Genomic DNA, 19322 nt, shown 5'->3' on the forward strand with positions numbered 1-19322 from the left:
GGGGAACAACTGCAGCTCTGAACTCGCTCACTCATTGCAGCTCAAGAGAGCGTGTTCATGACTCACGCTAGGCGACGATCAAGGAATTATGCAAGCGCTTGCGCTACAGAGTTGTCTACCGCAACGCGAATGAGACATTTCTGCCTCGACGGGGCTAAATGTAAATCGCGGGATCGATGTAGTTGAAGCCGTCTTTAGGCGCTTTCGTGCCACCCTTGGGGCGCGCGACGGCGGGAGCGCCAACGAGAAGAGAGTCGGCGGGAGCATCCGCCACCACTACGGCTCCGGCACCGACGACCGAGCCAGAGCCGATCGTGATGTTGCCGAGGATCGCAGCGCCGGCGCCCACGACAATGTCGTTGCCGAGCGTCGGGTGGCGCTTGCCACCCTGGGAGCTCGTGCCGCCCAGCGTGACGCCGTGATAGATCAAGACGTCATCGCCGATAATGGCGGTCTCGCCAATGACGACTCCGGAGCCGTGATCGATGATGACGCGGCGGCCGATCTGCGCGCCGGGATGAATCTCGACGCCGGTCAAGAAACGAACGAACTGGGAGACTACGCGGGCAAGAAAGAATGCCCGCGCAGTCCACAGCCAGTGACTCAAGCGGTAACCCCACACGGCGTGCATCCCCGAATAGGTCAGCCAAATCTCGAAGGCACCACGAGCTGCGGGGTCGCGTTCGCGCACGGCAGCGATGTCTTCACGAGTTCGAGCAAACAATAGAGGGATCCGTCGTTAGTGGTGGTCAGCGGCGTTGAGTTGAGGTGACTCGGTCTTAGTCGACAAGCCCCTAGTCGACGAGGTCTTCGTAGAGAAGCGTCGACAGGTAACGCTCTCCGAAGCTCGCGATGATGACGACGATGGTCTTGCCCGCGTTTTCGGGGCGCTTGGCCAACTCGATGGCGGCGTAGACAGTTGCTCCCGAGGAGATACCCGCGAGGATGCCTTCTTCGGCTGCAAGGCGACGAGCCATCGTGACGGACTGGGTGATGTTGACGTCGAGTACCTCGTCGTAGACATCGCGGTCGAGAATTTCGGGCACGAAGTTGGCGCCGATTCCCTGAATCTTGTGGGGGCCAGGAGCTCCGCCATTGAGGATGGCCGACTCTTCGGGCTCAACCGCAACAACCTTGATCTCGGGGTTTTGCTCCTTGAGGTAGCTACCAGCACCGGTAATCGTTCCACCGGTTCCGATTCCGGCTACGAAGATGTCAACGGCACCGTCGGTGTCGTTCCAGATTTCGGGGCCAGTGGTTGCACGGTGAATAGCGGGGTTTGCAGCGTTAGCGAACTGCTGAGCGGCGACAGCGCCCTCAGTGTTGGCTACGATCTCAGCGGCCTTCTCAACGGCGCCACGCATACCCTCGCCGGCGGGAGTCAATACGAGTTCTGCACCGAACGCGCGCAGCAGCATGCGGCGCTCCTTGCTCATGCTCTCGGGCATCGTGAGCACTACGCGGTAACCGCGGGCGGCACCAACCATGGCGAGCGCGATACCGGTGTTGCCACTGGTGCCCTCAACGATGGTTCCGCCGGGCTTCAACGCGCCAGCTTTCTCGGCCGCATCAATAATTGCGACACCGATACGGTCCTTCACACTGGCCGAAGGGTTTTGGAATTCGAGCTTTGCCAGCACCGTAGCGCCAGCGCCGTCTGTGACGGAGTTGAGCTGAACCAACGGGGTGTTACCGACGAGTTCGGTGATGTTCTTATAGATACGACTAGCCATGATTCAGGGGTTCCTTTGCAGGTTGGAGATCGATGGGAGCTTGCTCACCATAGTTAGTAGCAATCAGCGGGCCAAATTTATTTCATCAATCGGGAAAATTCTGTAACAGGCATGAGATGAAAGTACTCGCAGAGCACCCCGGCAGAGCTGCCGATCAGGCTCCCGCCAACGACATTTTTCTGCCCGCCATGACGCACCTCTAAGTGAATGAATCTCGCTATAATCATGGAATGCGCCCCACCGTCTCCATCGCCATGATCGCTCTCCTCTTTACTGTTGGCGGATGCGCGACTGACTCCCCATCTTCAACCGCGCAATCGACCTCTGCCGCCACCGCGGAAGCATCACCGTCGAGTAGCGCCACTCCGCGCCCTACCGACGCGGCGGACGAGGAAGTTAGCTTCAGCTACCGCTGCTCTGTAGAGGATGAATCATCCGGGATTCGCACAGAAGTTCCCATGGAGTTCGAGAGCTTCGAAGAAGTGTGGGAATACCGCCCCGCCGTCGTCTCGTGTCTGGAGATCAAACACGGCACCGTGTATACCCAAGCGCAACTCGACGCTGTGGAGATCGCCGGACCAGTGCTGTCGGGTGGCATCGAACAGGTTGGCGCCCTCTATGCCCAGTGCGCAATCACCGACAATGGCTACCTCCATCTCACCGATCTCACCTCGAGCCAGAAAACGGACGTACGCGCTTTTCTCTCGCTTTGCCCGGATCGCCCCGGCGCCGACTACCTCACGTCGCTGCTCTAGCCAACGCTCAGAGCGTGCGGCCCCACAGCATCGCGCGGGTTTACTCCGTGATGGTGTAGTCGCAGGACGCAAACGAAAGAGGGCCCCGCGCTGTGCGGGGCCCTCTTCGCGTTCTTCGGTTAGCTACCGATATTCGCCTAGAAGACGAACACCAGTCGCGGCCAACTTGTGCTGGACTCCACGAGGTCATTACCGGAGTACTCGGCCGAGATCCAGTGGATGCCACGGCTCAGCTTCGGCAGCGTCAGCGAGGCATTTCCGCGCTTGTCCACCGTGCTCGTGCCGACAGCGGTGCGACCGTCATAGAAGGTCACCTCGCCCGCGGTCGTGCCATCCTTACCGACCGAGACGCTGGCATCCGCCGTGACGGAGCGGTTGCCCCAGACGAACCAGGAGGAGAGGCTCGAGCGAACACTCGACGAGATCTTCTCCACCGATTGAGCGTCAGATTCAGCAACACCATCCGAGTAACCGTCCTTGCTGGCCGTGACTTGCACGCTCAGCTCGGTTCCGATGTCTTCGGTCGTGATGCGGTAACGGCTATCGGTTGCATCAGCGATCGGTGCACCATCCCGCAGCCACTGGTAGCTGTAGTCAGGCGACTTCACGCTCCAGTTGCCGTTGGTGGCCTTGACTGTCTTGCCCACCTGCACGTTGCCGCGGATGCCCGGGGCCTTCGTGTTCTCGATGGCCTCAACAGTCGTCGCAACCTCGATGGGCACGACAACCGCCGTGTCCGTTCCCGGAACCATGACGGTCAGCGCGAGCGTGCCCGAAGGCGTGCCGGCTGGAATCGTGACGGTCACTGTTGCGCGACCCTGCTCATCCGTGGTGTCGACGATGGTGCGGTCGATCGTCGCCGAACCGAGCACGTTGCCATCAACCGAAACCTCGACCGTGGTGGCGTCAGAGCCGCCGCGGCTGAAGGTGAGCGACGAGAGGTCGAGCGTGACATCGTCTCCGGGGTTGTAGCCGTCTGCATCCGGAGCCGAAACAACAGCACCAATGGCGCGCTGCTCAAGCGGCGGGTCAGCAATCGTGTTCTCTTCGAACCACTCGACCATGGACTGCAGGTCAACGCGGCCGCTGTCGGCGCGATCCGTGCCCTCGGCGAGAGTAGCGAAGTTGTCGCCACCGGCCGCGAGGAAGGAGTTAGCGACCACCGTGTAGCTGGCTGCGACATCCACCGGAACACCGTTGAGGTACATCGCGGTCACTCGTTCACCCTGCGCAGCGGCGGGGTTGTACGAATACGTGAGCCCCTCCGAAACACCGAGCTTGAGGAACGGACGCTGCGCGCCTTCCGGCTGCCACTGCTCTTCGAGCACCGACTTGATCTGAGCACCGGTCAGCGACATCGTCGTGAGCGTGTTGCCGAAGGGCTGCACGTTCGCAGCCTCGCGGTACGTGACTTCGCCGTCGGCGTCGCCCGCTCCCGATGCCTCATAGAGGAGGTCTGTGCGCAAACCACCGGGGTTCATAAAGGCGATCTCTGCACCCGAGTTGGATGCCGCCCACAGTTGAACGTCAGCAACAAAGTTGCCGATGGTCGACTCTCCACCGCGGTTCTCGGGGAACTCGGTTCCCTCTACTGGAGTCTGCACCGCACGATACATGCTGTCGGAAATTTCTCCGACCTTGGCGTTGCCGAGCTCTGCCGCAGCCGCAGTGGCTTCGTCAACGATGGCCTGCACAGCGGCGTCCGGCTCGAAGCCCTCGATCGGCAGCACCTCAGCGCTGAACTCGAGAACCTCCATGGTTGCCGGGTCGACGTTGAGGTCGAAGTGACCGTAGAACGAACCGTACTGTCCGGCAGAGATCACCAGACGCGGGCTGTCCATGCCGTCGATCTCAATCTCGTGGTCGTACGCCAAGTGGGTGTGACCAGACACGATTGCCTGAACCTTGGGGCTCAGGTCGGTGACGATCTGACCGAAGGCCGAGTCATCCATCGAGCTAGCGATATCGGTGGATGCCGCACCCTCGTGAACGAGCAGAACGAGAACGTCTGCTTCACCATTCGAGTCGTCACCGTCGGTGAGGTAATCCGCAACGCGGTCGACCTCTTCGACCACACCGCGAACTTCGAGGGAGGCGATGCCAGCAGGGCTGACGAGCTCTTCGAGGTCTTCGGTGATAGCACCGATGAATCCGACGGTTACGCCCTCAAATTCTTGCAGGAAGTACTCGTCGTAGGCCGGCGCATTCGTGTCGCGGTCGTACAGGTTGGCGGCGAGGTAAGGCCAGTCGGCGGCATCCAAGATGCGGTCGTCGACATCGGCACGACCCTGATCGAATTCGTGATTACCGAAGGAGCTCGTGTCGAGCCCGATTTCGTTCAGCACGTCGATCGTGGGCTGGTCATTCTGGATGAATGACGTGAACGTCGTTGCACCGACGAAGTCACCCGCACCCACAAATGTGGTGTTGGGGTTCTGCGACTCCCAGGAGCGAACCATACCGGCGAGCATTGCTGCCCCCGGGATGCCGCGGTCAACTTCGATACGACCGTGGAAGTCGTTCGTGGTGAGAATCTCGATCTCGACCGGCGCAGCCTCAGTGCTGAGGCCAATGCTGATCGGGTCGTGGTCGCTGGAGCGGAACACCGTGCCGGCCTCGGCTGCCGCGTAAGCGTAACCACGGTCAGACCACTCAGGCGAGTTGATGTTCCAGACGGCAGCCTCGGTCACGTGATCGGCGAGCGACGGCGAGACGATGATGTGGTCGAGCGAACCCAGTTCACCATCGAAGGTGTAGGTGTACTCGTTGTCACCTTCGGCGGCGAGAGTGTCGACGTAGCCAGCCTCGGTGAAGACCTGAATGGGGTCTTCTTCGGAGTAGGCGTTGAAGTCACCGACGAGCACTACCTGGTCGCTCTTGGCTTCGTCAACCGAGATCGAGTCAACAAGGTCCTTGACGGCATTGGCCTGCTCAACACGCTCAGTGTTGAAGAAGCCTTGGCCGTCGGTCGGCTCGGTTCCCGAACCGCCCTTTGACTTGAAGTGGTTAGCGACAACAGTGATCAGCTCACCGTTGGACTCGAAAGTTTGAGCGATCGGCTCGCGCGCGATATCCCAGACGGTCTCGTCAACCTGCGTGAAGCTGTCGCCCACTGGCGTAACAGCGGCCGGCTTGAAGATGATCGCATTCGTGATGAAGTCAGTGATGGCTGCATCGTTCAGGGCTGCTGGCGTCGAAACGTAATCCCACGTTCCGGCTCCGGCTGCCGCGTTGAGTGCACCCACGAGGTCCATGAGCGCTTCGTCGAGGTTGCCACCCAACTTGATGGAGTTTTCGATCTCCATAAGGCCAACAACATCCGCATCGAGCGAGTTGATAGCGGCAACGATCTTCGACTGCTGGATTGCGAACTCTTCAGCAGTGTCTGCACCACGGGCATCCGAGTCTTCACTCGTCAGGGTCGTGAAGTAGTTGTAGACGTTGAACGCCGAAACCTTGAAGTCTCCGCCAACTTCAGGCGCAGTCTCTTCACGCGGGTTCGTCGACTCGAACGTGGGCAGGTACTCCGCCGGGCTCGCATCGTTGATCGCGATGGTCGGCTGCAAACGCCAGTCGTCGAAGCCGTAGCTCAGAACGAAAGGGTTCGCGGGGAACTCAACGGTGTCACCGTTGCGTACAACAGTGTCTGCCGAGAAGTAGGGCTGCTCACCGGGGTGAGAGCTGCTCGAAACCTGGATGTTATAGCCATCATCGAGAAGGATGCGGCTGGCACGGTTAGCGGCGGCGATCGCGTCGGCGTCGGCTCCGGCATCCGTCGTCTCGGTGCTCTTGACGGCGAGCTCTTCTGGACTGAGCCAGAGGGTGCCGTAGTTGTAGAGCTGGTGGCTCGAGCTGACAAGGTAGTCACCGGTGGGGGCAACGAGCATCGACTCGAGGGATTCACGGTCGTCACCGACGACGCTGGCGTCGAGAGCAGATGCCTCGACCAGATCTTCGGGAGCCAAGTCGGCGGCCGCAGTCACTAGCTCAACTGTGGTGCCGGAACCGAGCTGCGTCAGACCAAAGTACTCACCGACGGGGCCGGTCGCGGTGACCTTGTCTCCGATGGAGACGGCAGGATCTGCACTGCCGAGATAGACGAAGATTCCGTCGGAGGCGCCGGGGGTCGCGTCGCTCGCCCCACCAGATCCGGGAGTCTGAATGACGATGCCGCGGTAGCCAGAGGCCCCACGGTAGTCAGCGGTGACAACACCCTCAACGGTGACGGTGGTGCCGACAATGGTGCTGGAGGCTGACGTGCCTTGCACCTCGGCAATCGTGTATGTAGCTTCGGCGGCTAGGGCGGCCGGAGCGGTGATCGCGGTCAACGCGATGGCGCACGACGTGGCAAGAGCCCCGATCGTGAGCCGCGTTGGCCTGCTGCTTCGTGGATACATAGCGGGCAGTCCCCTTATGAATTGTGAAATCGGCGGTCTACCCCATAACAGGGGTATCTGAGACGATAGCCCCGCCCACAGCTCATTCCAAGGTTTTAAACGAAATGCTCATGTGCGCGTAACCCGTTGTTCTTGTGCGAAATGCGCGCACCAATACTTCGGGGGTTTGCTCGCACGGAGCACACGTCGACGCCGTCGTCAGTGAGCGCTATTGCGCGCAAAAGCGTGCGCCCGCGCCGCCAAGGTGCGCGAAAGGCGACCGAAAAGATCGATGCTTGCTCGCCCCGGCCATTCCTCCGGTAACGCCGAATCCGGCAACCCCGGATCGACATACGGGATCACACGCCACTGATCGAGAGCATGGATGTAGCACGCGAACGCCTCAGCATCGGTCGACGCCGGACCCACCAGAGCGGAGTGCTGGGCGAGAAAACTGTTGTGCAATTCACGCAACCGATCAAGGTCCCACCACTGGGCTACGGCATCCGCAAACGACTGAGTCGTCTCGGGCCGGCCCGCAATAAATAGCGTCGCGCACTCGCTCAATTCGAGGTTTTCTAGAATGCGCAACACTTCTGGCTTAAGGTGGGCGGGGCAAATCCAGAGACCGGTAGCGACGGTGCCGCACCCGATCCAACCGAGTCTGCGACGAAGCTGGTGGCGTTCGTCGCGGCGTGACTCCGGAATCGAAAACGAGATCAGGCACCACGGGTCATCTTCGCGCTGCTGGCGGAAGCTAAAGACGCGGCGATCGCCGCTCTCAAGCATCGGCACGGCATCCTCGTTCACGCGGTAGCCCTGCTGGCCGTCGACCATTTCAGGCACAAGAAGGCCCTTTGATTTCACTCGTGCGATGGCGCTGCGGGCGCCATTGGCAGAGACTCCCAGCGCCTCCATGATGCGCACGAGATGCGCCGACGAGATCCAGCCACCCAGCTGACGCAGCTGCGAGCCCACAAACGTTCGGAGTAAAGCTGTTGCACTTCCGGGGCGGGAGTCGAAGTCATCCAGAATCATGCGCGGCTACTTGGTGAGCTGCGCGTGAACGGCGTCGATGCCGAGCTGCACTTCGGCGAAGGTTGTGCTGAGCGGCGATAGTCCGAGTCGGATGCCGTGGGGCCGCCTAAAGTCAGGGATGATCCCCTGCTTCCAGAGTTCGGCATTCACGGCGGCGAAGCTCTCGTGGTCGATCGTGACGTGGCTGCCGCGTTCGGCGGCATCCCGCGGCGAGCTGACGGTGACGCCGAGCGGCACGAGCAGTTCGTCAACGAGCGCGAGCGCGTACTCGGTGAGAGCGACCGACTTGGCGCGGATCGCGGGGATGCCCGCCTCTTCGATGAGCCCGAGCATGTCTTGCATGGCGAGCGAACCAACGACCGAGGGCGTGCCACTGATGAAGCGACGGATGCCCTGGTGCGGTGCATAACCTGGACCCATTTCGAAAGGGTTGTTGCTGCCCATCCAGCCCTGGATCGGTTGCGTCATGGCCTCGATGTGCTCGGCGCGCACGTAGCCGAAGGCGGGGGAACCCGGGCCTCCGTTGAGGTATTTATACGTGCAGCCGGCTGCAAGGTCGACGCCCCACGCGTCGAGTTCGGTTTCGACGACGCCGGCGGAGTGACAGAGATCCCAGAGCACGAGCGCACCTGCGTCGTGCGCGAGGGCGGTGATGCCGGGCATATCGGCGAGGTGACCGGAGCGGTAGGCGACGTGGCTGATCACGACCAGGGCCGTGTTCTCGTTGAGCGCGTCCTTTACTTCGGCGGCGGTGACTCCCCCATCGCGGGCGGGGTCAATCCAGCGCAGCGTCTTGCCGAGCTCGGCGGCGATGCCCTCAACTAGGTAGCGGTCGGTCGGAAAGTTGCCGGTGTCGATCACGATCTCGCTGCGCTCGGGGCGGGCGCTGAGACCAGCGCGAATCAGCTTATAGAGCACGACAGTGGTCGAGTCGCCGATGAAGGTCTGGCCTGGGGCAGCGCCGAGAGTGGCAGCGCCGAGACGGTCTCCGAGCGTGAGAGGCAATTCGTACCACGCTTCATCCCAGCCACGGATGAGACGGCCGCCCCATTGCTCGTCAACGAACTCGGCGAGGCGGGCCGCACTCGCGATGGTGGGACGTCCGAGCGAGTTGCCGTCGAGGTAGGCACGCACTTCGGCGGATCGCACGAACTTGGCTGGGTACTGCTTCAGCGGGTCAGCGGCATCGAGCGCTGTGGCAGCCGCGGCGCTCGTGTCGATGGGTGCGCCAGCATCGGGGTGCGCACTGGTTGATGCGGTGATCTCGGTCATAGGTCGATCCTCCATGTGGTCGGGATGGGGGTTGTTGCGGCAGGGACGACATCGTCGCTGTTCCGAGCAGAGTGCGCAGCGGCTGCGGCCTCCGCAAAACTGGGGTGAAGCAGCTCGCGGGCGGTCACCACGGTGGCGGTCATGAGCCACGACGCGAGGTCGGCATCCGCGCGCGGCACGGTGGGGAGGTAGCTCACGGTGCTGCCGAAACCGGGCAAGCACAGCGCCCGCAGCAGGGCGTCGTAACGCACGCCGGCATCCTGCAGTGCGGTCAGTTCGCGGTGGTTGAGGCCGGGCGGGAGGTCTCCGTTGCCCAGATCGGTGCCGTAGCGGATGATGCCGCCGGCGGCATGAAAGCGCTGCAGGTTATCGCTGGCGGTGGCGAAGTCACGGCCGCGCTGACCATAACCGTGGATGTCGAGGGTGCTGATCCACGAGTGACGTCCTGAAAGAAAGCGGGAGTTCGGCTGCGCCATCTCCTCGATCAGGGAATCGCTGAGTTTCTCGGTCCAGGGCGTGTGTGCCAGGCGGTCGGCCCCGGCAGCGAATGCTCGCCGGGCTTGGCCAGTTCCCTGCACGTGCACGACCACTTCAGCTCCCCGACTGTGGGCGTACTCGATGAGGGCGCTCAAGGTGTCATCGTCGATCACGGGCCCCTCTTCAGCATTGAGCGCGACTTTCACAAAGGTTGCCCCTGCGGCCAGTTGTTGCGCGACGGCCGCCATCGCCTCCTCACCGGTCTGCACTTCGGCGACAGCGAGGGTCGCCGCCCAGGCCCGGTTCGCCGGGTACGTGTGAGGCGCGGTGATAAAAGCTCCCGCATGGTGCAGCTGCGGAACCGTCTCGTCGGCAGCCCACTCCTGAAGACGCTCAGGGTGCCCGCCCAAGTCGTCGACGGCGGCAAGGCCGCCAGCGATGAGAGCGCGCGGCTCGATCAATCCGAGGTGAACGTGCGCGTCGCGAAAGCCCGGAAGAAGCACTCCCGGAAGACGGTGTGCGGTCGGGCTTGCGGTATCCGCAATCACTCGGATGCCGTGGGGGCTCACTCGAACGGTGGCGGGGCCGTGCCATTCCCGCAGCCAATAGCCGTCAACGGCGTAATCGACGGCGAGCGCCGACTCCGGAGTCTCGTGCGGGGTTGGTTGTTCGCTCACGAGCGGCCAATCTCGGTGCGCACGGCAAAGAGTTCGGGGAAGAAGGTGAGGTCGAGAGCTTTCTGGAGAAAGCCGACGCCGCTCGAGCCGCCCGTGCCGCGTTTCGTACCGATGATGCGCATGACGGTTTTCATGTGGCGGAAGCGCCACAGTTGGAAGTTATCTTCGAGGTCGACGAACTCTTCGCAGGCTTCGTAGGCAAGCCAGTGTTCGCTTTCGTTGTCGTAGATGTGGCGGAAGGTGTCGATGAGCTCGTCGTTTTGCTCGTAACCGCGCGTGACATCGCGATTGAGTACGGCATCGGGAATCTCGTAGCCGTGACGGCTGAGGTAGCGCAAGAATTCGTCATAGACGCTGGGCTCGGCGAGCAGCTTGCTGAGCAGGGCGTGGGCTTCAGGCTGCGATTCGAACACCTTGAGCATGCCGGCGTTCTTATTGCCGAGCAAAAACTCGACCGCGCGGTACTGGTAGGACTGGAATCCGGATGAGCTGCCCAAGTAGTCGCGGAACTGCGAATACTCGCTCGGCGTGAGAGTCGCGAGCACCGACCACTGCTCGGTGAGGGTTCGCTGGATGTGCTTGACGCGAGCAATGCGCTTGAGCGCAATAGAGAGGTTGTCGCTCGCGATGAGGTCGCGGGCCGAGGTGAGTTCGTGGATCACGAGCTTGAGCCACAGCTCGGTGGTCTGATGCTGGATGATGAACAACATCTCATCGTGATGCTCAGGAGTGCTTTGCGGAGTCTGCGCGCTCAGCAGCGTGTCGAGTTCCAGATACGAGCCGTACGACATCCGCTTACTAAAGTCGGTGACAATCTCGTCTTCCAGGGCACGCTCGCTGTGGTTATCAGACATGCCGACACCCTATTGCACTTTTACGACGGCCGCCACACTTATGTTCGCGTGTTTCTGCACAACTGCTCTGCAGGAGTGCATATGAAGTCTCCCACGGTTGCCGCTCCGACGCCGAGACCGGGACCGGGACCGGGACCGGGACCGGGACCGGGACCGAGACCTGCGTATCGGATAATGGCCAAGTGATAGTCGACGACTTCCTGACCAGCCTTGCAGCACTCCCCGCTTCACCCGCGCGCGAGTCTTACCTCTCCTTCATCAGGGCGGGTGGTTCGGATGCGCTCGAGCGCGATGGCGGGCCAGAACATGTGACCGCATCCTGTTTCGTCTTCTCCCCTGACCTCGAGCGCGTGCTGTTGTGCTTTCACCGCAAAGGACAGTTTTGGGTTCAATTCGGTGGCCACATCGAACCACAGGATTCATCGATCGCGGATGCCGCCCTGCGCGAAGCTCGCGAGGAGTCCGGCATCGCCGAACTCGCTCTGCGCTCCGACGCGATCCTCGACCTCGACCGTCATGAGCTCCACGGCGGTTTCGCGTGTGCTGCTCACTGGGATGTGGGATTCGTCGCGATCGCCGCCGCGGATGTCAACTTCGCGGCTAGCGACGAAAGCGAAGACGTGCGGTGGTTCGCCACGAACGCTCTCCCCAAGAATGTTCCCAGCAGCTTCCCGGCGAGAATCGCCGCTGTTGTGAACAGCATCGCCGGCAGAGCCTCCAACTAGCCAAGCGCCGATTAGCGCTGTGGCTTCGGTGCTGCGGTGCTGCCGTGCTGCGAGCACACCACCACGGTCACTGAACGAGAGCGCTCAGTCTCCGGAAGCGTCGTGGTCGCCGACGCCAGCAACTGCAGCATCGGAATCGGCATCGGCATCGGCGGCAGCCCGCACAGCCGCCCGCCGTTTACGCTTCTCGTTGGCCGCGGCAAGTGCCTTGCGGGCGAGGGCATTCGCTTTGCCGCTCGCTTTCTTTGCCATCTCAAACTCGGTGCCCAGAAGCGCGAGCCCGCCAATCGCCACCAGAGAACCTGGCCCGGGCAACGGGATCAACACCACACCAAGAGCGACCGTCGTGCCGCCGACGACACCGACAGTCGTGCGATAGACACGGTCTGCCTTGGGGTTCTTGCGGATCGCCTCGCGCGTTCCATGAGCAGCGGAACTTGCCGCGTGCCCTACCGCCACGCCTGCACGCGCGGCGACTGTTTGTTTCTGGCTCATAGGTTGATTCTACGAGTGGCTGCTGCTGTCATTCGTCTAGCGACGCCAGAAAATCCGCTTCACTAATTCGGTCGTCACGACATACGCGATAGCGACGAGGATCACCAACACCAGCAGTTCAAACGGGATGGGCACCAGCTGCAGCAGCGTTGCGACTGGTGAGTAAGGAATCGCGATTGCCACGATCACGACAGCGATGCTGGAGAGCACGAGCCAGCGACTTGGCGTGCTGCGATAGAACCGCCCGCGCGTTCGGAGCACAAATAACACGCCAACCTCGGTGAGGATGGAAGCGAGGAACCAGGCACTGCGAAACTCCGGCGCCTCAGCATCAAAGCCCCATCGCAGAATCGCAAACGTTGCCAGATCGAACACCGAGCTGAGGGCTCCGAAGACGAACATGTAGTTGCGGATGAGCTTCACGTTCCACCGTTGCGGTCGACGCAATTGCGCCTTGTCCACAGAGTCTGTAGCAATGAACGTCGCCGGCAAGTCCGTCAGCAAGTTGATGAGCAAGATCTGGCCAGCCAGCAGCGGCAGGAATGGCAACACGAGAGCCGCGATCGCCATGCTCAGCATGTTGCCAAAATTGGCGCTCGTGGTCATGAAGATGTACTTCATGGTGTTCGCAAACGTGCGGCGCCCCTGAAGAACGCCATCGAGAATCACGCGCAGGTCTTTGTCGAGCAGCACAATCGCCGCAGACTGTTTTGCAACGGGAACGGCAGTGTTCACCGAGATGCCGACATCGGCAGCGTGCAGCGGCGGCGAATCATTGATGCCGTCACCGAGATAGCCGACGACCTCTCCCGCGGCCCGGAACGCACGCACGATGCGCTCTTTCTGCACCGGGTTCAGCTCGCTAAAGACCTTCACCGGAACAACGGCGGTGGCCAACGCAGCATCATCAAGGGCATCGATATCGTCCCCCGCGAATACCGTGGTGACATCGAGCCCGACCTGCTGCGCAACATGGGACGCCACGAGTCGGTTGTCTCCGGTGACCATCCGCACCGACACCCCGCTGGCGCCCAAGTCCGCCAAGGTGCTTGCGGCATCCGGCTTCACGGGATCCGCAAACGTCAGCAGTCCAACGAGGGTCATCCCCGATTCATCGCCGGGCGTGACTTTTTCGTGGTCGGAGAATTGGCGAGTCGCGATTCCCAACACCCGGAAGCCTTGGGCGCTTAACTCGGCGAAGCGCTGCTGGATGCCCGCGAGCACTTCTGCGATCGGTACGGTGCCCGCCGCCACGGCGGCATGCGTGCAGACCCCGAGGATCGGATCGAGTGCACCCTTGGAAATCAGGATCGATTGCTCAGTTGGCCCGCGACGCACCAGCACGCTGAGATGTTTGCGCAGAAAGTCGTAGGGAATCTCATCGAGCGCTATCGCTGTCGCCGGAACCGGATGCGCGGCGACGATCGCGGCATCGATCGGGTTCTTCCACCCGAGTTGCAGTCCCGCGTTGAGGCTGGCCAACTCCCCCACGGAGACACTGGGCGTCCCCTCGAGGTCCATCGCGCTAGCAAGCTCAATCTCGCCCGCGGTCATCGTTCCGGTTTTGTCTGAACACAACACCGTCATCGAACCGAAATCCTCAATAGCGTCAAGACGACGCACGATCACTCGCGTGCGCGCCATCATCTTCGCGCCCTGAGCAAGGCTGATGCTTACAATCGCCGGCAACAGTTGTGGCGTCAGCCCGACCGCGAGCGCCAAGGAGAACAGCGCCGAGTCAATGATCGGGCGCTGCAAGATGAGGTTGATGGCGAAGATCGCGATGACGAGAACGACCATCAGCCTGGTCAGCAGAACGCCGAACGACGTCATCCCTCGTTCGAACCCATTCTGCGGCGGCCGAGAATTGAGCCGGTCGGAAATCGATGCGATCTCTGTCGCGCCGCCCGTGCGCACCACCAGCAGCGTCCCCATGCCGCTGGAGACGTGGGTGCCGAGGAACGCCGCATTGCTGCGCCCCGTCAGCGGTGTTCCGCCTGGAACGATACCCGGCACTTTTTCGGATGGAAACGTTTCTCCCGTCAACGCGGATTCATCCACGGTCAACGAATTCGAACTCAGCACAAGACAATCGCCGGGGATGAGATCGCCAGCCGAGACAATCGCAATGTCTCCCGGCACGACCTCGCCGACCGGGACATCCGCGTTCGTGCCATCTCGTGTGATCACAGCGGAGACCTCGACGGTGGCCAGCAGCACACTCATTGCTCGACCAGCGTTGCGCTCCTGAGAGAAACCGAGCAAGCCCGACAGCAACAAAATGACCAAGATGATCGCCGCATCCGTCCAGTCGCCAAGCGCGCCAGAAAGGATGGTCGCTGCAATCAGGATGAGTTCGATCGGGCTAATGAATTGTCTCCCTAGCAGACGCCACACTGAGTCCTCGGCGCGAGTGTTGAGTCGGTTGGGGCCGACGCGTTCGAGGATGCTGGCAGCGGCTTCTGAGCTCAAGCCAGCCGGACTGCTGCCGAGACTGGCTTGCAGGCTCTCCGCATCAGAAGCCCAAAACGGGGATGCCGACTCAGGCTCAGCGGCACTCGCGTTGCCATCGGAAATGCTCTGGTTTGACGCTGCGGTCATGAAGGGTTCCTGAGGCTACGGTCGTGCTCGGTGTGGGGTGGCTTGCTCTTGGACGCGTGGCGCTTGAGGGCGGCTCGACGGTGGCGGCTCAACCGCAACGAGAGGTAGGCGCCGGCACCCACCGGGATCGGCAGCCAGTACTCGAACACGCGCCATCCGATCACTCCAAGCAACGCGGCAGACTGTGGCACCCCAAACCCGACCAACGCGGGCACCGTGATTCCCTCGACCAAACCAATCCCGCCCGGAGTCAGCGGCAGCAGCGCAATGATGCTTGCCACCCCGTACACGGTCAGGAGTGGACCGAGAGCTAGCTGATGCCCGAACGCAGCAAGCATCACCCACAGCGAAGCGGCGTCGAAGAGCCAATTGCCGAGCGCAAAAAGCACCGCCAACACGAGCCTGCGCCGGTCATGGCCGAGGGTGCGAAGATCGCCAGCGATGGACCTCACGAGCCCCGAAAGGCGATTGCCCACGAAAGGAAAGCGGTGTTCGAGCACTGAGGCAAACCGCGCCACGCCCTCCGTGCGAGCCATCAGTAGCCACGCGCCACCCACTAGCGAACCCACGAGCACTACGACGACGACACCGGCGAGCACATAGTTGCTCGTATCGCCCTGAATTTGCGCGAGCGCAAGAACGATGCCCGCACCGAAAACCATCGTGAGCGCCACATTAGAGATCGCGACCTGCACTGCAGCAACACTGAGCGCGCGTTTGGGTGGGATGCCCTCCGCCGTCAGAAAACGGAACCTAGCGACGGCCGCTGTAGCTCCTCCCCCGGGCAGAGTGTGATTGAGAGCGAGGTCCGACAGGTCAATGCGCAGGAGGGTGCGAAACCGAAGCTTTCCCCATCCGAGCACAGTGCCGCTCAACGAGCTATACGACACCAGCGAAAGGACTTGCAGAAGCAGAGCGCCGGCGATCAGCCACGGCGACACATCCTTCACTGCCTCAAATGATTCTTCGGCATCAGAGAACTGCGGGATCACAAAGAACCAGAGCACCGGAACCAGAACGGCCACCGTCAGAACAATTCGCAACCACAGCGGGACCCGATGAGTGGGAAGCCCGCGGCGATGCGAAGAAATCGCCCCCGGAGTGATTTCCCCCTCAGACTGCGGATTCACAGAAGACCTCTTCTGGTAGCGAGAAACGGCGTGGCCCGTTTCAGTCGCTACATTACTCCGCAGTGGGAGGGCGATCTCGCGCTCGGAGCTGGTGCCGCGAACGCCAGCCGCTACGCAGAAAGCCCCGGCTGCCGACCACATGAGTGGGGCATCCGGGGCTTTCTTATGCTCGAGTGAGCGGGGTGCTTGTTAGAGCGCAGCCAGCTTGTCGACGAACGAATCGCCAGGCGCTACGTCGACCGACTCTGCATCGATCTCGGCGCGGCCGAGGAGTTCGTCCATCTTGCGACGACGGTTGCGCGGGATGAGCGTGACAACGGTTCCGGCCTTGCCTGCGCGACCGGTACGGCCAGCGCGGTGCAGGTACGTCTTGTACTCCTCGGGAGCATCGGCCTGAATAACGAGGCTGATGTCATCCACGTGGATGCCGCGGGCTGCAACGTCTGTCGCGACAAGCACGTTGACCTTGCCGCTTGTGAGCATCTGCAGGTTGCGGGTACGACGCGACTGGTTGAGGTCACCGTGAAGGCTCGTGGCGGGGGTTCCACCCATGCTCAAGAATTCAGCCATCTCTTCAGCAAACGCACGCGTGCGGGTGAAGACAAGAGTCTTGCCCGTGCCTGCGGAAAGCTGCTTGATGATCGCACGCTTGTCGCGCTGTTCGATGAGCAGAACCTTGTGGTCGATCGTAGAAGAAGCCTGGTCTTCACCAGCAACCTCGTGCACGGCCGGGTCAACAAGGAATTCCTTGACGAGAGTGGCAACACCCTTGTCGAGGGTTGCCGAGAACAGCAGCTTCTGGCCGCCCTCGCTGGTCTCCCGCAGAATGCGCTGAACAGGCTCAAGGAACCCGAGGTCGCACATGTGGTCTGCTTCGTCGAGAACAGTAACCTTCACCTGGCTGAGGTCGAGACGACCCTGCTCGATGAGGTCTTCAACACGGCCGGGGGTCGCGATGATGACATCGACGCCACGGGTGAGGGCTGCAACCTGCTTGTACTGAGGAACGCCACCCACGATGGTCGTGGTGAACAGGCCAACGCTGCGAGCGATGGGCTGAATGGTGCGGTCGATCTGCTGAGCAAGCTCACGGGTCGGAGCGAGGATGAGGGCGCGCGGCTTGCGGCCCATCTGACGGTCCTTGCCACCATTGTTTTCCATGAGGCGCTCAACGAGAGGCGCACCGAAAGCAATGGTCTTGCCCGATCCGGTCTTTCCGCGGCCAAGAACATCCTTGCCGGCGAGAACGTCGGGGATGGTTGCTGCCTGAATGGGGAACGGCGACTCTGCACCCATGGATGCGAGCTGACGCGAAATGTTCGAGCCGATACCCAGGTCGATGAAGGACTTGCCTTCAACATCACTGGCGGTAACGGTCTTGGCTACGAGGCGCTCAAGTACAACGTCTTCTTGCTGCGAGTGCGACGACTTGCCATCGCGGGCCGGGTAGTAGGCGCTTTCGCGCGGCTCGGAACGTTGCGGACGGTCGTTGCGGTCATTGCGGTCGTTGTACGACGGGCGCGAACCACGGTCGGGACGGTCGCCATACGCGGGACGCTCCGAACGCTGCGGGCGCTCGTTGTAGGCGGGGCGCTCTGAACGCTCGGGGCGTGCACCGCGGTCGGGACGGTCACCGTACGCGGGGCGCTCGGTGCGCTGAGCACGGTCGTTGTACGACGGGCGCTCGGTGCGACCAGCGGATGCGCCACGGTCACCGTACGAGGGACGCTCAGTGCGGCCAGCGTTGCGATCGTTGTACGACGGACGCTCGTTGCGGTCGTTGTACGAGGGACGGCCACCGCGGTCGGGGCGGTCACCGTAGGAGGGACGCTCTGAACGGCCTCCAGCATTGCGGTCGTTGTACGAGGGGCGCTCGTTACGGCCGCTCGAGTTGCGGTCGTTGTACGACGGACGCTCGCTGCGACCGGCGTTGCCGCCACGGTCGGGGCGGTCACCGTACGAAGGACGGTCGTTGCTGCGCTGCGGACGCTCGTTGCGGTCGTTGCGGTCGTTGCGGTCGTTGCGGTCGTTGTATGACGGACGGCCACCACGGTCAGGACGGTCGCCGTAAGACGGGCGATCGTTGCTGCGCTGCGGACGCTCGTTGCGGTCGCCATACGAAGGGCGGCCACCGCGGTCGGGGCGGTCACCATAGGAAGGACGGTCATTGCTGCGCTGGGGACGGTCACCATAGGCGCCACGTTCGTTGCGCTGCGGGCGGTCACCATACGAGGGGCGATCTCCGCGGCCGCCGGCCTCGGGGCGTCCACCACGGGCAGGCTTTTCGCGAGGAGTCCAGTCGGGGCGACGCTCGTCGCGTCCGCCACGGGCTCCGCCCGGCTTGCGGTCTCCAGTGCGAGCAGCGCGGTCATCTGCGCTCCAGCGACGCTTGGGGGCATCGCCCTCATCGGCACGGAATCCGCGGTGACCTTCGCTGCGTGAACCGCCGCGTTTGGGCGCTCCAGAGTTGAAGTTCTTGTTGCCACGACCAGTGGCAGGCTTATTGAAATTAGGCATTGTTCTTTCCGGGTTGTTCTTAGATGGAACACATCTAGTGCGTGGAGCACGCGCGCACGCCAACACTCACCATTTAGTTAGCAAGACACCGATTGGTTAGAAACCGATTGGCTGTCTTCTAATTAGCTTGAGTATTCGTACGCTGCACTACTGAACCCGGGCAGTCTTTGACCGAGGCCGTCACATACATTCGTGTGATTGTCACCAGTTGGATGGACTGGCAAACCGGCCCGCAAGACTTACAAACCCATACGCGAGATTTCGCGCTGTCTTGAGCCGACTTGACTACGTTACTCGATCGAGCCCCCAATAGCGAGGTTCGAGCGGATGCCGCTACTGGCAGCTTCGCCGGCTCACTAAACGTTGTGGTCGTAGGGGAAGTCCCGGAGGTCAGTCTGCTGAACAGGCTGCGGTTGCGAATTCACCTTCGACTCGCGACGCTCGAGCCACTTGTGGTGATCGCGCAGTGCTCCGACTACGGCGGCTCGAATGATGCCGTACACCAGCAATACACCCACAAGAAGCAGCACAACGGGCAGCAGTATGGCGAGAGTCGTGAACGATGACATGTTGTCGAGCATGAGTGATCCGTTTCTATCTGCGGCAAGCCAGTTGCAATCGTGACAGAAATTCTGTTTCCCCACGGCAGCTGAACCGGCGTGGGGAAACTAG

14 protein-coding genes are annotated in these 19322 nt (G+C 61.9%); 2 read left to right on the forward strand and 12 right to left on the reverse strand.

What is annotated here, in order from left to right; translation table 11 throughout:
- Nucleotides 1-154 precede the first annotated feature (154 nt).
- Both cysE and cysK read right to left on the reverse strand, forming a co-directional pair.
- Nucleotides 155-724, reverse strand: coding sequence for a serine O-acetyltransferase (cysE, locus tag I6E52_RS07015; protein ID WP_197155736.1), 570 nt, complete (start codon nt 722-724; stop codon nt 155-157).
- A 70-nt stretch (nt 725-794) separates the two neighbouring features.
- The gene (cysK, locus tag I6E52_RS07020; RefSeq protein ID WP_197136988.1) at nt 795-1733 is read right to left on the reverse strand and encodes a cysteine synthase A; all 939 of its coding nucleotides are present in this window, start codon (nt 1731-1733) and stop codon (nt 795-797) included.
- A 230-nt stretch (nt 1734-1963) separates the two neighbouring features.
- Between cysK and I6E52_RS07025 the strand changes: the two genes are divergently transcribed.
- The gene (locus I6E52_RS07025) at nt 1964-2488 is read left to right on the forward strand and encodes a hypothetical protein (protein ID WP_197155738.1); all 525 of its coding nucleotides are present in this window, start codon (nt 1964-1966) and stop codon (nt 2486-2488) included.
- A 137-nt stretch (nt 2489-2625) separates the two neighbouring features.
- Here I6E52_RS07025 and I6E52_RS07030 read toward each other — a convergent pair whose 3' ends face one another.
- The 5 genes from I6E52_RS07030 to kynA form a co-directional block, all read right to left on the reverse strand.
- Nucleotides 2626-6885 carry an ExeM/NucH family extracellular endonuclease gene (locus I6E52_RS07030; protein WP_197155740.1) on the reverse strand — a complete coding sequence of 1420 codons (4260 nt, stop codon included), beginning with the start codon at nt 6883-6885 and terminating at the stop codon, nt 2626-2628.
- Nucleotides 6886-7083: 198 nt separating this feature from the next.
- Nucleotides 7084-7902 (reverse strand): PaaX family transcriptional regulator C-terminal domain-containing protein, encoded by an 819-nt coding sequence (locus tag I6E52_RS07035; RefSeq protein ID WP_197155742.1) that lies wholly within the window; start codon nt 7900-7902, stop codon nt 7084-7086.
- Nucleotides 7903-7908: 6 nt separating this feature from the next.
- Complete coding sequence (locus I6E52_RS07040; protein WP_197155744.1) at nt 7909-9174, reverse strand: kynureninase; 1266 nt, start codon at nt 9172-9174, stop codon at nt 7909-7911.
- The gene (locus I6E52_RS07045) at nt 9171-10328 is read right to left on the reverse strand and encodes an amidohydrolase family protein (RefSeq protein ID WP_197155753.1); all 1158 of its coding nucleotides are present in this window, start codon (nt 10326-10328) and stop codon (nt 9171-9173) included. Before I6E52_RS07045 ends, I6E52_RS07040 begins: the two co-directional genes overlap by 4 nt.
- On the reverse strand, nt 10325-11182 hold the full coding sequence (kynA, locus tag I6E52_RS07050; RefSeq protein ID WP_197155755.1) for a tryptophan 2,3-dioxygenase: 858 nt from the start codon (nt 11180-11182) through the stop codon (nt 10325-10327). The genes I6E52_RS07045 and kynA overlap by 4 nt, the downstream gene beginning before the upstream one ends.
- A gap of 182 nt (nt 11183-11364) precedes the next feature.
- Between kynA and I6E52_RS07055 the strand changes: the two genes are divergently transcribed.
- The gene (locus I6E52_RS07055; RefSeq protein WP_197155758.1) at nt 11365-11907 is read left to right on the forward strand and encodes an NUDIX hydrolase; all 543 of its coding nucleotides are present in this window, start codon (nt 11365-11367) and stop codon (nt 11905-11907) included.
- A gap of 84 nt (nt 11908-11991) precedes the next feature.
- On the opposite strand, the gene I6E52_RS07060 is transcribed toward I6E52_RS07055, so the two are convergent.
- From I6E52_RS07060 to I6E52_RS07080, 5 genes are all read right to left on the reverse strand, one after another.
- A complete protein-coding gene (locus I6E52_RS07060; RefSeq protein WP_197155760.1) occupies nt 11992-12402 on the reverse strand; it encodes a PGPGW domain-containing protein in 411 nt (136 codons plus the stop codon).
- 36 nt (nt 12403-12438) lie between these two features.
- A complete protein-coding gene (gene mgtA / locus I6E52_RS07065) occupies nt 12439-15003 on the reverse strand; it encodes a magnesium-translocating P-type ATPase (RefSeq protein WP_197155762.1) in 2565 nt (854 codons plus the stop codon).
- Entirely contained in the window at nt 15000-16133 is a 1134-nt protein-coding gene (locus tag I6E52_RS07070) for a YbhN family protein (RefSeq protein ID WP_197155764.1), read from the reverse strand. The genes mgtA and I6E52_RS07070 overlap by 4 nt, the downstream gene beginning before the upstream one ends.
- A 189-nt stretch (nt 16134-16322) precedes the next feature.
- Nucleotides 16323-18650: a DEAD/DEAH box helicase gene (locus I6E52_RS07075; RefSeq protein WP_197155766.1), complete on the reverse strand. Its 2328-nt coding sequence runs from the start codon at nt 18648-18650 to the stop codon at nt 16323-16325.
- A 356-nt stretch (nt 18651-19006) separates the two neighbouring features.
- A complete protein-coding gene (locus tag I6E52_RS07080) occupies nt 19007-19231 on the reverse strand; it encodes a hypothetical protein (RefSeq protein WP_197155769.1) in 225 nt (74 codons plus the stop codon).
- Nucleotides 19232-19322 lie beyond the last annotated feature (91 nt).

The sequence above is a fragment of the Salinibacterium sp. NG253 genome, from assembly GCF_015864945.1.
GTDB lineage: Bacteria > Actinomycetota > Actinomycetes > Actinomycetales > Microbacteriaceae > Rhodoglobus.